General features: G+C 47.3%; 13 protein-coding genes. 12 read left to right on the top strand and 1 reads right to left on the bottom strand.

The features are described 5' to 3' along the window. Positions 1–27 precede the first annotated feature (27 nt). The 8 genes from MKX75_RS25965 (at position 28) to pssA (ending at position 9925) form a co-directional block, all read left to right on the top strand. On the top strand, positions 28–1203 hold the full coding sequence (locus MKX75_RS25965) for a GNAT family N-acetyltransferase (RefSeq protein ID WP_339167373.1): 1176 nt from the start codon (positions 28–30) through the stop codon (positions 1201–1203). Positions 1204–1664: 461 nt separating this feature from the next. Next, positions 1665–2126, top strand: a complete 462-nt coding sequence (locus tag MKX75_RS25960; RefSeq protein WP_062836165.1) for a CtsR family transcriptional regulator — start codon at positions 1665–1667, stop codon at positions 2124–2126. A 31-nt stretch (positions 2127–2157) separates the two neighbouring features. Further along, positions 2158–2682: a UvrB/UvrC motif-containing protein gene (locus tag MKX75_RS25955; RefSeq protein ID WP_062836166.1), complete on the top strand. Its 525-nt coding sequence runs from the start codon at positions 2158–2160 to the stop codon at positions 2680–2682. A gap of 28 nt (positions 2683–2710) precedes the next feature. After that, a complete protein-coding gene (locus MKX75_RS25950; protein ID WP_036607140.1) occupies positions 2711–3781 on the top strand; it encodes a protein arginine kinase in 1071 nt (356 codons plus the stop codon). Between the two features lie 185 nt (positions 3782–3966). After that, on the top strand, positions 3967–6429 hold the full coding sequence (locus tag MKX75_RS25945; RefSeq protein ID WP_062836200.1) for an ATP-dependent Clp protease ATP-binding subunit: 2463 nt from the start codon (positions 3967–3969) through the stop codon (positions 6427–6429). Positions 6430–6690: 261 nt separating this feature from the next. Beyond that, positions 6691–8058: a DNA repair protein RadA gene (gene radA / locus MKX75_RS25940; protein WP_036671578.1), complete on the top strand. Its 1368-nt coding sequence runs from the start codon at positions 6691–6693 to the stop codon at positions 8056–8058. Positions 8059–8071: 13 nt separating this feature from the next. Beyond that, on the top strand, positions 8072–9148 hold the full coding sequence (disA, locus tag MKX75_RS25935; protein WP_062836168.1) for a DNA integrity scanning diadenylate cyclase DisA: 1077 nt from the start codon (positions 8072–8074) through the stop codon (positions 9146–9148). 45 nt (positions 9149–9193) lie between these two features. After that, the gene (pssA, locus tag MKX75_RS25930; protein ID WP_062836169.1) at positions 9194–9925 is read left to right on the top strand and encodes a CDP-diacylglycerol--serine O-phosphatidyltransferase; all 732 of its coding nucleotides are present in this window, start codon (positions 9194–9196) and stop codon (positions 9923–9925) included. A gap of 130 nt (positions 9926–10055) precedes the next feature. On the opposite strand, the gene MKX75_RS25925 is transcribed toward pssA, so the two are convergent. Next, positions 10056–10451, bottom strand: a complete 396-nt coding sequence (locus MKX75_RS25925; RefSeq protein WP_017692049.1) for a hypothetical protein — start codon at positions 10449–10451, stop codon at positions 10056–10058. 173 nt (positions 10452–10624) lie between these two features. Between MKX75_RS25925 and MKX75_RS25920 the strand changes: the two genes are divergently transcribed. The 4 genes from MKX75_RS25920 to gltX all read left to right on the top strand — a co-directional run bounded on the left by MKX75_RS25920 (position 10625) and on the right by gltX (position 14469). Then, positions 10625–11710: a PIN/TRAM domain-containing protein gene (locus MKX75_RS25920; RefSeq protein WP_339167370.1), complete on the top strand. Its 1086-nt coding sequence runs from the start codon at positions 10625–10627 to the stop codon at positions 11708–11710. A gap of 102 nt (positions 11711–11812) precedes the next feature. Then, entirely contained in the window at positions 11813–12505 is a 693-nt protein-coding gene (ispD, locus tag MKX75_RS25915) for a 2-C-methyl-D-erythritol 4-phosphate cytidylyltransferase (RefSeq protein ID WP_339167368.1), read from the top strand. Continuing rightward, positions 12502–12978 (top strand): 2-C-methyl-D-erythritol 2,4-cyclodiphosphate synthase, encoded by a 477-nt coding sequence (gene ispF, locus MKX75_RS25910; RefSeq protein ID WP_017692052.1) that lies wholly within the window; start codon positions 12502–12504, stop codon positions 12976–12978. The genes ispD and ispF overlap by 4 nt, the downstream gene beginning before the upstream one ends. Positions 12979–13011: 33 nt before the next feature. Beyond that, a complete protein-coding gene (gene gltX / locus MKX75_RS25905) occupies positions 13012–14469 on the top strand; it encodes a glutamate--tRNA ligase (RefSeq protein ID WP_076334125.1) in 1458 nt (485 codons plus the stop codon). Positions 14470–14633 lie beyond the last annotated feature (164 nt).

Here is a 14633-nt window from a genome sequence, read left to right as displayed (position 1 = left end):
ATTCTAGAGAACGGGGTGTAGGACGACATGGAAATTCAAAAATTGACGGTAAACGATTTTGAACCGGCGATGGCACTCTCCGAATATGCTTTTCAAGTAGTAATGAGTGATGAACAAAAAGAAAGTCGACGGAGTCAATTTTCGTCACAGGATATATGGGGTGTATATGAGGACGGGCAGCTAGGCGCCAAACTTCACATTATCCCTTTTCAAACCTATATTCATGGCAGATCGTTCGAAATGGGCGGTATTGCGGGTGTAGCCACCTGGCCAGAGTATAGACGCAAAGGCTGGGTAGCGGGTCTGCTGAAGCATGCGTTGGAAGAAATGAATCGTAACAAACAAAGTATATCGTTCTTGCATCCATTCTCTTTTGGTTTCTATCGGAAGTATGGATGGGAGACTTATGTTGAATTTAAACGTTATAAAGTACCTACAGCTCATTTGCCTCTGAAAAAAGCGACACCGGGAACAATTCGGCGTGGGGATCCGGGCCTCAGCATATTAAAGGAAGTATACAGTGCTTATGCTGAGCGTTATAACGGAACTCTGGTTCGGGATGATGCAAGGTGGGAAAATTCGGTTCTTGTTAATGGGAGCAGCCAGAAGGCTGTATATTACGATGAATCTGATGCAGCACAAGGTTATCTTTTATATGAGGTTAAGGAAAATAAGTTTACCATTAAAGAGATCATCTATCTGAATGAAGAGGCTAGACAAGGGCTGTGGACCTTCATTGCCAATCATGATTCCATGATCCAGGAAGTTACGTTGCAGGCACCTGCCAGTGATACGCTTGCTTTCCAATTGGATAACCCACGGATTCAGCAAGAGATCGTACCTTATTTTATGGCGCGTATCGTTAGTGTGGAGCAGTTTATATCTCAGTATCCATTTGCAAGCCAGGATTCACCGGTACAGATTGCTCTTCAGGTAGAAGATACCCACGCTCAGTGGAATGAAGGGGTATGGCAACTAAACGTGGCGATGAACGGAACGGCGTCCATATGGAAAACATCCGAGCCAATTACTGATGATCAGACCATTAAGGTAGATATTCAAGCTCTCACGGCGGTGCTGATGGGATATCGCAGACCAACAGAAATGGCACGGATCGGAAGAATTTACGGACCAGAAGCAGCAATCAAGGCTTTGGAACAAGCGATTCCTGTAAGGGAAACCTACTTGCTCGATTTCTTCTGATTCCTATTCTCGCTGTTCTGTTCAACTTGATTAGATTATATAGAAATACGGCGTTATCGAAAGACAAAAGGACTTCTCCAGCAATTTTGGAGAGGTTTTTTTGTGTCTGGGGAATATTTCGTGTAAAATCGTAAAAAATGAATAGTGACCCCACTTGGCAAACCTACAAAATATGCTATAATGGTTATAAAGTCAAAGAAAGTCAAAGTCAACTAAAGGTTTAATACTTAAGTAGCTTTCTTTCTACAATCTGATGGGTGATCGCCAATATACGGGATTCATTTTATCGGAGGATCAAGGAAATATTAAAGGACCTTCGTGCTTCCTTCGCTCTCCTGTTGATACCTGTGGAAGCAAGATTCGCTGTTTTCCTGATTGGTTAAATGGGTAGAGGAGGTGTACTCTGTGGGGGCGTGTGGGTCCTTATTGACTTAACGTTTCAGACAGTGGAGGATGATTGGATGCGTAATATCTCTGATATTATCGAACGATATCTGAAGAGTATTTTGCATGAAAGTCCCGAAGGAATGGTTGAAATTCAGCGTAATGATCTGGCAGATCAATTCTCATGTGTACCTTCCCAGATCAATTATGTCATCAGCACACGTTTTACCCTCGAGAAGGGATACCTGGTAGAGAGTAAACGCGGCGGTGGTGGTTATGTTCGCATACAGCGCATTGAATTACCGGCCCAATCAGCTCTGCATAATCATTTGCATCATAGTATTGGTGATGAGATCGGGCAGACAGCTGCCGAAGGTCTGATCTATCAACTGGAAGAAGCGCGTTTCTTGAGCAAGCGGGAAGCCGGGTTGATGCGAGCAGCTGTATCTAGAGAGGTTATATTGGTCAAACTTCCTTACCGGGATCAAATTCGTGCCAGAATGTTGAAGGCGATGTTAATATCTTTGCTCGGTAAATGAAAACTATCGGGGTCAAAGGAGGTACATCAATATGCTGTGCCAAGAATGTAATAAACGTCCGGCGACACTTCATTTTACGAAGATTGTAAATGGAGAGAAGACGGAATTCCATATTTGTGAGTCATGTGCCCGTGAAAAAGGGGAGATGATCCCTGGAACAGCAGGTGGATTTTCCATTCACAACTTGTTGTCAGGATTGCTTGATTTTGATCCAGCTGGCAAGAGTGGATCGGCAGGAACACCACCTGCAAAAGCACTTCAATGTGAAGAGTGTGGTATGACGTACTCACAATTTAGCAAGATCGGTCGATTTGGCTGCAGTTCATGTTATAAATATTTTGACAGCCGTCTGGACCCTTTGTTCAAGCGGGTTCATGGTAGTACGTCCCATGTAGGCAAAGTGCCTGCACGAGCTGGTGGTCGCATCAAGGTGAAACGGCAAATCGCTGATCTGAAGCGTGAGCTCCAGGAGAGCATCGCGCAAGAGGAATTTGAAGAGGCGGCTCAGATCCGTGACCAGATCAGAGGACTTGAAAAAGGAATAGCTCAGGAGTAAAGTTTGTCATGAGTAGGAGGGATGCGTAATGCCTAATCTGCGCTTTACAGAGAAGGCGCTCAGCGACTGGATGCGCAGTGATGCGGCTGATTCCGAAATTGTCATTAGCAGCCGTGTCCGGATTGCACGCAACCTTCAGCATGTTCCGTTTCCGATGCTGGCTTCCAATGAGCAATCGGAAGAGGTGCTGAATAAGCTGAGCGAAGTACTTCAATACGATGACGTTCATGCCTTTGGGGATTTTCATACGTTGGATCTGATCGATATTGACGAACTCGACAAACGGGTGCTGGTGGAGAAACATCTCATCAGTCCAAGTCTTGCGAATGAATCCAGGAATGGTGCGGTTATTCTCAGTGAGGATGAGTCGGTCAGTATTATGATTAATGAAGAGGATCATCTTCGTATCCAGTGCCTCTATCCGGGGTTCCAGGTGAAAGAAGCCTGGGAGAAAGCTTCCGCAATAGATGATGCTTTTGAAGCGCACGTGGACTATGCTTTTGATGATCGCAGAGGATACTTAACCAGCTGTCCTACCAATGTAGGTACAGGTGTTAGAGCATCGGTTATGATGCACTTGCCTGCCCTAGTGATGACGCAACAGATAGGCCGTATTCTAACCGCAGTTTCCCAAGTGGGATTAACTGTAAGGGGGATATATGGTGAAGGCAGTGAGGCGATGGGTAACCTGTTCCAGATCTCGAACCAGATTACATTGGGACAGACCGAACAGGAAGTCATCGAGAACCTGCATGGTGTTGTATTACAGATGATAGGTCATGAGCGTACAGCCAGAGAACGGTTAATTACCGACTCCAGACTTCGGATTACGGATCGTGTCATGCGTTCTTACGGCATATTGTCTCATGCAGCTATTGTTGATTCCAAGGAAGCTGCACAGCGCTTATCGGATGTACGCCTTGGCGTGGATCTCGGCTTACTGGATGGATTGTCCATTACGGTAATGAATGAGTTGAATGTGATGACACAGCCGGGATTTTTGCAGAAAACATTCGGGGAAGATATGCGCACAGATGAGCGTGACATCTATCGTGCTCAGTTGATTCGTGATACGATCAATGCAGCGAAGCAGTCCTAGCTTAGCCTGATATTGTATTGAATTATGGTTTCATGCCGCATTGCGGCTTTTATATAATAAGGCATGTACGAATGCCAAATGACTTTATTCGCAGCACGGCTGCAAACAAAAATGATATGAAGAATACGACGGTTATTTTATTACATGACCCTCGTTTTATCCAAAACCATGGAGGTGCAGGAGATATGATGTTTGGAAGATTTACGGAACGGGCCCAAAAGGTGCTCGCACTCGCGCAGGAAGAAGCTGTCCGTCTCGGTCATAATAACATCGGTACTGAGCATATTTTGCTCGGCCTCATTCGTGAAGGCGAAGGCATCGCAGCCAAAGCACTGATCGGCCTGGGACTCGGATTGGAAAAAATTCAGGATGAAGTAGAAACGCTGATTGGCCGTGGCCAAGAGCAACCTACCAACATTGCATATACGCCACGTGCGAAAAAAGTAATTGAACTGTCTATGGATGAAGCTCGTAAATTGGGCCACACCTATGTAGGCACAGAGCATATCCTGCTCGGATTGATTCGTGAAGGCGAGGGTGTTGCAGCACGTGTGCTCAATAACCTGGGAATTAGCCTGAACAAAGCACGTCAACAAGTGCTGCAATTGCTTGGCAGCAGTGAAGCTGTATCCAGTCATAATGGAACACCTGCCAATGTAAGCACACCAACGCTGGATAGTCTGGCACGTGACCTCACGGCTTATGCCAGAGAGAACAACCTGGACCCGGTTATTGGACGTAGCAAAGAAATTGAGCGTGTCATTCAGGTGCTCAGCCGTCGTACCAAGAACAACCCGGTATTGATCGGTGAGCCAGGTGTAGGTAAAACAGCGATTGCTGAAGGCCTTGCACAAAAAATCATTGCAAATGAGATTCCGGAAACATTGCGCGACAAACGTGTAATGACCCTGGATATGGGTTCAGTAGTCGCTGGAACCAAATATCGTGGTGAGTTTGAAGATCGTCTGAAAAAAATCATGGATGAGATTCGCCAAGCAGGTAACATTGTCCTGTTTATCGACGAATTGCATACTTTGATTGGTGCAGGCGGAGCTGAAGGTGCCATCGATGCTTCTAACATTTTGAAACCGGCTCTGGCCCGTGGAGAACTGCAATGTATCGGTGCGACAACACTGGATGAATATCGTAAATACATCGAGAAGGATGCAGCGCTTGAGCGTCGTTTCCAACCGATTACTGTCGATCAGCCTTCTCCGGAAGAAGCGATTCAAATTTTGCATGGCTTGCGTGACCGTTATGAAGCGCATCACCGCGTGAAAATTACGGACGAAGCGATTGTACAGGCGGTTAAACTGTCTGACCGTTACATCACAGACCGTTTCCTGCCAGACAAAGCGATTGACCTGATTGATGAGGCGGGTTCCAAAGTAAGATTGAATTCTTACACGATCCCACCAAACCTGAAACAACTGGAAAGCCGTCTGGAAGATATCCGTAAAGAAAAAGACGCTGCAGTTCAAAGCCAGGAGTTCGAAAAAGCCGCAGCGCTTCGTGATACGGAACAAAAAATCCGTGAAGAGCTGGATGTAACGAAGAATCAGTGGAAAGAAAAACAAGGTCGCACGGATTCTGAAGTAACACCTGAGGATATCGCACAAGTGGTAGCCAACTGGACAGGAATTCCGGTGAACAAGCTAAAAGAAGAAGAGACACAACGTCTGATGAATCTGGAATCCATTCTGCATGAACGGGTCATTGGCCAAGATGAGGCTGTGAAATCGGTCAGCCGTGCGGTTCGTCGTGCTCGTGCGGGACTTAAAGATCCAAAACGTCCGATGGGTTCATTCATCTTCCTCGGTCCTACTGGGGTAGGTAAAACAGAACTTGCTCGTGCTCTGGCTGAAGCAATGTTCGGTGATGAAAATGCAGTAATCCGGATTGATATGTCTGAGTATGGTGAGAAACATTCGACTTCCCGACTCGTCGGAGCGCCTCCAGGATATGTTGGATACGAAGAAGGTGGCCAGCTGACAGAGAAAGTTCGTCGCAAACCATACTCTGTAGTCCTGCTTGATGAGATCGAGAAAGCACACCCAGAAGTATTTAATATCTTGCTGCAAGTGCTTGAAGATGGTCGTCTGACGGATTCCAAAGGTCGCGTTGTTGACTTCCGGAATACGCTGATTATCCTGACATCCAACGTGGGTGCCGAAGCGATCAAACGTAACTCTACACTTGGTTTCACAGCGGTTGTGGATGCAGGTGCGGATTACGATAACATGAAGGGTAAAGTTATGGATGAGCTGAAGAAAAGCTTCCGTCCAGAGTTCCTTAACCGGATTGATGAAATTATCGTATTCCACTCTCTGGAACAAAAACACATTGCAGAGATTGTTACCCTCATGAGTGAGGAACTTCGCAAACGGCTGCGTGAATACGAAGTTGACTTCGAACTCACCGACAATGCGAAGGACTTCCTTGCCAAAGCCGGCTTTGATCCAGCTTACGGTGCACGTCCGCTTCGTCGGGCAATTCAGAAGCATATCGAGGACAAATTGTCTGAAGAGTTGCTCACAGGTAACGTAACCAAAGGGGATTCATTGCTCATCGACGAAGAGAACGGTGCACTGTCTGTTACGAAAAAAGACGTGGTTGTTCCTTCGAATGAGGAAATCGAAACCAAATAATATATAACAAGCTTTGGAGTTGAACTCCAGCTTGTAGTGGATCCTTAATCCTTCTCGGCTTCGGCCGGGAAGGATTTTTTGCATTTTGGACAGAAGACGGACATGATTATGTCAGGAACATGTGTAAAGTTTGCGATAATCCTTTACGAAAAATCTCAAACAATGGTAAACTTTTAGTAACCCTGCACGTCAGGGAGTTTGGGCAAAATTCGTCGAATAATGCAAAATGCTGTTATAAAACTAAATTATAGGAGTGCTGAAGTGGCCAAAGTTAAAACCAAGTTTCAATGTACGGAATGCGGCTATGAAGCCCCCAAGTGGTACGGTAAGTGTCCGGGTTGTCAGTCATGGAATTCAATGGTGGAAGAAACAGAGACGGTGGTCAAAACACAAGGGAGAAATTCTCCCCTGTTTGACAGTAAAGATAAACCGCTTCCTATCATAGATATAGATAGCGGTCAGGAACCGCGTGTGCAGACTGGAATCGGAGAGTTGAACCGGGTATTGGGTGGCGGAATCGTTCCAGGTTCCCTCGTTCTGGTGGGCGGAGATCCAGGTATCGGTAAATCAACGTTGATGTTGCAGACGTCCCATGCGTTGACGCACTCGGGTTTGCGTGTGTTATATGTTTCCGGTGAGGAATCAGTCAAGCAAACCAAATTGCGGGCGGACCGTCTCGGGGCACTCTCTGCCGAGTTGTATGTGCTGTGTGAAACTAATATGGAACGTGTAGAGGAAGCGGTGGATCAGATCCAGCCGCATTTTCTTGTCATCGACTCCATTCAGACGGTATATCTTCCCGAAGTTACCAGTGCGCCAGGTAGTGTAGCACAGGTAAGGGAATGTACGTCAAGGTTCATGCGGATTGCCAAAGGCAGAGGCATTGCAACGGTTCTTGTGGGGCATGTTACCAAAGAAGGTGCCATTGCCGGTCCACGTATGTTAGAACATATGGTGGATTGCGTGCTTTATTTTGAAGGAGAACGGCATCATACGTATCGCTTGCTGCGTGCGGTGAAGAACCGTTTTGGTTCCACCAATGAGATTGGTATTTTTGAAATGGGCGAGGATGGACTTCGTGAGGTGGGCAATCCGTCCGAACTCTTTTTGTCGGAACGTCCACTAGGGGTAGCAGGTTCAACGGTAGTTGCCAGTATGGAGGGTACACGCCCTCTGCTTGTGGAATTGCAGGCGTTGATCTCCACGACCCATTTCCCTTCTCCTCGCCGTATGGCAACAGGGGTGGATCTGCATCGGTTGAATCTGATCATTGCTGTGCTGGAGAAACGAATGGGTATGTTTTTACAGACCCAGGATGCGTATCTGAATGTAGCTGGAGGAGTAAGGCTTGATGAGCCGGCTGTCGATTTGGCGGTTGCTGTCAGCATTGCATCCAGTTTGAGAGATGTACCGACCAAGCCGGATGACGTCATCTTTGGCGAGATTGGTCTGACAGGTGAGGTTCGAGCCGTATCACGGGCCGAACAACGAGTGAAGGAAGCCGCGAAGCTGGGCTTCAAGCGAGTCATTTTACCGGAAAAAAGCTTAAAGGGCTGGAAACATCCTCGCGGGATACAACTGATCGGTGTGAATACCGTGGCAGATGCACTAGCGGTTGCTTTAGATTAGGGGGCATAACAAGATGAAAGATTCGAGCCAACTGGATAATATGAATGAGTTGTTAAGGCTGATCGCACCAGGTACACCTTTCCGCGAAGGTCTGGAAAATGTGCTGCGCGCCAAGACGGGCGCACTGCTTGTTGTAGGATACAGCCCTGAAGTAATGGAAGTGGTGGATGGGGGTTTCTCGATAAACTGTGATTTCTCCCCGAACTATCTGTACGAACTCGCCAAGATGGATGGAGCCATTATTCTTAGTGAGGATTTGAAGCGTATTCTTTACGCCAATACCCAGTTAATCCCGGACTCTTCGATCTCTTCATCAGAGACGGGGATTCGTCACCGGACGGCAGAGCGTGTAGCGAAGCAAACGGGTAAATTGGTGGTTTCCATATCACAGCGTCGGAATATCATCACCTTGTATCAGGGAACACTTCGTTATTCCCTCAAGGAAATCGGGGTTATTTTGACCAAAGCGAATCAAGCGATTCAAACTCTGGAGAAATACAAAGCTGTATTAACACAGTCCCTTACGAATCTAAGTGCCTCTGAATTTGAGGAACTGGTGACGATTCCTGAAGTGGTCAATGTGATTCAGCGTACCGAAATGGTGATGCGGATCAAAACGGAAATCAAACGATACATTCATGAACTTGGGAATGAGGGACGACTCATCTCCATGCAAATGGAAGAGCTCGTGGGCACAACGGAAGAAGAAGCTTGGTTGCTATACAAAGACTATGCCCGTGACGACAGTGATGACAAAATCCGTGAAATTATCGTGGGACTGAAAAGGTTGTCGGATGATGAATTGCTGGATGCACATCATATTGTTCGTCTGCTCGGCTACCCTTCATCAGCGGCTACTTCGGAAGATTCGGTTGCACCTCGCGGATTCCGGGTATTAAATAAGATCCCCCGCCTGCCGAATGTCATTATCCATAACCTGGTGGATCAATTCGAACAATTGCCTCATGTCATTATGGCTACAATTGAAGAACTGGACGAAGTGGACGGTATTGGTGAAGTTCGTGCCCGGACCATTAAGGAAGGCCTCAAACGTTTGCAGGAGCAGATGTTTATCGACAGACAGATGTAAGGGTTTGCCTATATAAAGGCTTGAAATGGATGAGGTGAAACAACAATGCTAACCAGATTCATTCCGAATCTCTTTACCCTGGGTAATCTGTTTCTTGGAATGATGGCGATTTTGCTTGCGATTGATGGAAATTACAGTTTGGCTGCTATTATGGTCATTGTAGCGATGCTGCTGGACGGTCTGGATGGCCGTGTGGCACGTGCGCTCAATGCCCAAAGCGAATTCGGCAAGGAACTGGATTCCTTGTCTGATATGGTTTCCTTTGGTGCAGCACCAGCCCTGATCATATTTATGGTGTCATTTCAAGATTCGATGCCGATGCTCGCCTGGATTGCAACAGCTGCTTTTCCGATCTGTGGAGCCATTCGTCTGGCTCGGTTTAATGTTCGTCCCGGAATTCCCGGATATTTCACAGGTCTGCCGATTCCGGCAGCCGGCGGAGTGCTGGCTACACTGTCCTTGTTTAACAAGGATATCGGTCCGATCAGCATGATGATTGCTACGTTGCTGTTATCCTACCTGATGGTGAGTTCGCTTAAGTATCCCAATTTCAAAAAGGTTGGTTTGCCGCGTAAGGCAATCTGGATTGCACCATGGGTTGTGTTATTTGCGATAGCCGTAGCCGTTATTTTCCCGGAGCAGTTATCCAAATTGATTTTTATTCCGCTGGTGTTATACGCCTTGTATGGAATGAAGCATAATGTGCGAACAGCGGCCTCGCGTAGCCGGGCCAAAAAGCGCAAAGATGAGAAATCTTCCCGTCCTTCTGATCGTTAAGCATTGCGCATTGGGGACAGACACAATACAAAGAAAGCACGTACGCTCCTGAATAGGAGAATGCGTGCTTTTTGTTTATTCAGATCTATTTACGGCAAAAGAAATCCTTACGAACGACATACATATCTTCTTACGACAGATTAAACATCCCTAACGTCGAACACTTCTGTGATTCGTGATTCACGACCTCTTCCATGTTGATGTCCAGCAGATTGCAGAGAGCCGACATGTAGAACAGGTTCCGGCCCAGCTCAGAGCTGATGACCTCTCGGCAGTTCTCGCACAACTCACCTTCCACATGCGTTTCCAGCAAGCCCTTGGTTTGAGCGATATCGCTCTCCGGGGCATATTTCTGCTTGGTGGCGTGCAGCTCGATGCAGCCGCATTCGGTAATGGCTTTGGACACGGCACGGTTAACAGACGCTCCGGCTTGTCCCGTTTTGGACAGTACATCAATCAGGCTGCGATGACGCAGCAACAGTTCAGAAACTTGATCCTGGAAAGCCTGTAAACTTAGCGTACTCATTTTGCCACTCACCTCGGGATATGAATTGAATTCATTATATGCCAATAATTTACCTACTTTCAACTGACGATTGCAACATTTCCAAAAAGTTCTTGCGGATGGGATTAGCAATTCAGGAATTGGATCATACTGGATATAAAGATCAAGATACATTGAAGGAGGTGCAGGGACTAATGTGGAAAAAAGGCATTTTAACTTTTACAGGATTGTGCGGTGCATGGTTCGGCTACACGGCATATCATCTGGCAGGAAAATCGGTCCCATGGATGGCGGAGTGGATTCAGTCAGCAGGATTACTGGGAGCTGGGATATCGACGCTGCTGGGAGCTGTAATGTTTATGGCTGTATGTAACATTGGTGGTACATTGATAGCAGACAGGCTGCATAGTGGAATTGATTCATTGGCAAAAGTACCTATGAACGAACTGGCTGCAGGTGCGGCAGGTACCGTTGCAGGATTGCTCGTGGCCTTGTTGCTCTACCCTGTTGTGGGATGGATGGGGACGGCAGGAGAAGTGCTGCAAGTGGCGCTGACGGTGATTAGTGCCTATTCCGGCTACACCCTTGCCATGGCGAAGAAAGACGATCTGGGGGCCTTTTGGATGTCTGGGCGATGGGGTCATCCGGAGGTGGACGAGGATAGACGGATGGAAGAACATAAAATTCTGGATACCAGCGTTATTATCGATGGGCGTATCGCTGATATATGCAAAACGGGTTTTATTGAAGGCACGATCGTAATTCCCGAATTCGTTCTGGAGGAGCTGCAGCATATTGCCGATTCATCGGATCTGCTCAAGCGGAACAGAGGACGGCGTGGACTGGACATTTTGAACAAAATCCAGAAGGAACTCGATGTCAAAGTCCTGATCTACGAGGGGGACTTCGAGGAAATCTCTGAGGTAGACAGCAAATTGGTTAAACTGGCTAAAGTGCTTCAGGGCAAAGTGGTCACTAATGACTTCAACCTGAACAAAGTATGTGAACTCCAGGGTGTATCTGTGCTGAACATTAATGATCTCGCCAATGCGGTCAAGCCAGTCGTTCTGCCGGGTGAGGAGATCATGGTGCAGATCATCAAGGATGGCAAGGAACATGGTCAAGGTGTAGCTTATCTAGATGATGGCACAATGATCGTTGTGGAGGGTGGACGCGAGTATATCGGCATGATGATGGAAGTGCTGGTGACCAGTGTGCTGCAGACTTCAGCGGGACGAATGATTTTTGCCAAGCCGAAACTGTTGGAAAAAGCCCAATAAAGCGGTATGATGGGTAGTGTATCGTTGAACGAGATTTTATATCGCGGATAGATATTTTACATCTCTGAACGATAAACTGACAGACAAGGCAGGGATTGCGGCATGGATAAAGGGTGGGGCGTTGTCATTGTGGCAGCAGGTCGCGGAACCCGGATGGGGACGACCGAGAGCAAGCAGTTTCTGTTGCTGCAGGACAAGCCCGTTTTCATACATACGCTTGAGGTATTTGCTGCACTGGACGAGATCCACGAGATGGTGCTGGTCACAGGAGCTGCAGATGTTGAACGCTGCCAAGATTGGGTAAAAGAATACCAACTGGATTCACGTGTCCGTGTTATCCCCGGAGGGAAAGAGAGACAACATTCTGTCCATAAAGGCCTGAAGGCACTTGGGACGGATTGGGTTCTCGTTCACGACGGGGTACGTCCTTTTGTGAAACATGAGCAGATCAAGGGGTGCATGGAGGCCGCCATATCTGGTGGAGCGTCTGTACTGGCCGTTCCCGTGAAGGATACGATCAAACAAGTGAATGCGGAAGGTGTCGTTACGGCGACGCCAGACCGCAGCAGTCTGTGGAGCATTCAAACCCCGCAGGCTTTTCGTCTTTCTTCCCTGCTCTCCGCCTACGAATCAGCCGAGCAGGACGGATTTCTGGGGACAGATGACGCCATGCTGGCTGAACGTCAGGGAATGTCGGTCAAGGTTGTGGAAGGCAATTATACCAATATCAAATTAACAACGCCGGAAGATTTGCAATATGCTGCGTTTTTGCTGGGGGGAGAGAAGAAGCGATGATACGTGTAGGACAGGGATTTGATGTACATCAGCTGGTAGAGGGACGCCCGTGCATTATTGGCGGAGTAACGATTCCTTATGAAAAAGGACTGCTGGGTCACTCGGACGCAGACGTGCTGTTGCACGCGATTAGTGATGCCATTTTGGGTGCGCTGGCACTTGGGGATATTGGCAAACACTTCCCGGATACCGATCCGGAATTCAAAGACGCCGACAGCCTGAAATTGCTGGAGCATGTATGGCAGCTTGTGAAGGATCGCGGGTATAAGCTAGGGAATATCGATTCAACGATTATTGCCCAGAAGCCAAAGATGGCTCCTTATATCCCACAGATGGCTGAGGTTATTGCCAAGGCACTGGAAGCGGATGTAACACAGGTGAACGTGAAAGCAACAACGACAGAGCAACTGGGATTCCCGGGACGGGGAGAGGGCATTGCCGCTCAATCCGTTGTTTGCCTTGTACGTGTGTGATATCATCAATTAATTCGTGACGGAGGGGATCATATGAGCACGGAAATTCGTGTGCGTTACGCGCCGAGCCCAACGGGACATCTGCATATCGGGAATGCCCGTACGGCGCTGTTTAACTATCTATATGCCAAACATAATAACGGTAAATTCATTATTCGTATTGAAGATACGGACGTGAAACGGAATATTGCCGGTGGTGAAGAAAGCCAACTGAAATACCTGAAATGGCTTGGAATCGAGTGGGATGAAAGTATTGACGTGGGCGGAGAATACGGACCATACCGTCAAACGGAACGTCTGGATCTCTATCGTAAATATACGCAGGAATTGCTGGATAAGGGTCTGGCTTACCGCTGCTTCTGTACGGAAGAAGAATTGGAGCAAGAGCGCGAGGAACAGTCAGCACGTGGAGAAACACCACGTTATTCGGGCAAACACCGTGACCTGACTCCAGAGCAAATTAGTGCGTTTGAAGCGGAAGGCCGCGTAGCGAGTATTCGTTTCCGTGTACCGGAAGAGCGCACATATACGTTTGATGACATGGTTAAAGGCACAATTTCATTCAACAGTAAGGAGTCCGGCGACTTCGTCATTGTGAAAAAAGACGGCATTCCCACATACAACTATGCCGTTGCTGTGGATGATCACTTGATGAAGATCTCCCACGTTCTGCGCGGGGAAGATCACATCTCGAACACGCCGCGTCAACTGATGATCTATGAAGCGCTCGGCTGGGAGCCGCCGCAATTCGGTCATATGACGCTGATCGTGAATGAAAATCACAAGAAGCTGAGTAAACGGGATGAGTCCGTTATTCAGTTTATTGAGCAGTATGATCAGCTCGGCTATTTGCCTGAAGCGATGTTTAACTTTATTTCCTTACTTGGTTGGTCGCCAGAAGGGGAAGAAGAGATCTTCTCGCAAGAGCAACTGATCTCCATTTTTGATACGAAACGTCTGTCCAAGAGCCCGGCGGTATTTGATACCCACAAGCTGGCGCACTTGAACAACCACTATATCAAACATGCTGACCCGGAACGTATTGCCGAAATGGCCATTCCACATCTGCAAAAGGCTGGACGTATTTCTTCCGAGCTATCTGCTGAACAAAAAGAATGGGCATATACGCTGGTACACTTATACCAGGAGCAGATGAATTCTGCCTCCGATATTGTCGAATTGTCGGAAGTGTTCTTCCGTTCCAATCTGGAGCTGGAAAGCGAAGGAGAAGCAGTACTTGCGGAGGAACAGGTGCCAACTGTACTGAAGGCATTTGCGGATAAAGTGCAGGCGAGCGAAGAGTTTACTCCAAGCAAAATGGCTGCATTGATCAAGGAAGTACAGAAAGAAACCGGCTTTAAGGGCAAACAGCTCTTTATGCCAATTCGTGTAGCCTTGACTGGACAGACGCATGGACGGGATTTGAATCAAACGATTGTGCTTCTGGGCCGTGATACGGTGATCGAACGTTTGCTTGCGCAAGTAAAATAAGCTTAATCGACGATATTCCATTAATTTGGAATCTGAGCACAGTCTTATGATGTATGGATTACGTAGGAGGCTGTTGTCAGTCTGAGGCCTTTTCGCTATAATAACAACACAACGAATAATTGATATGATTTATCTAATAGAACAGCAAAGATCGGGAGGAGTAG

It is taken from the genome of Paenibacillus sp. FSL R5-0341 (assembly GCF_037975235.1).
Taxonomy (GTDB): Bacteria; Bacillota; Bacilli; order Paenibacillales; family Paenibacillaceae; genus Paenibacillus; species Paenibacillus amylolyticus_A.
This window is presented reverse-complemented; position numbering and strand designations above follow the sequence as displayed.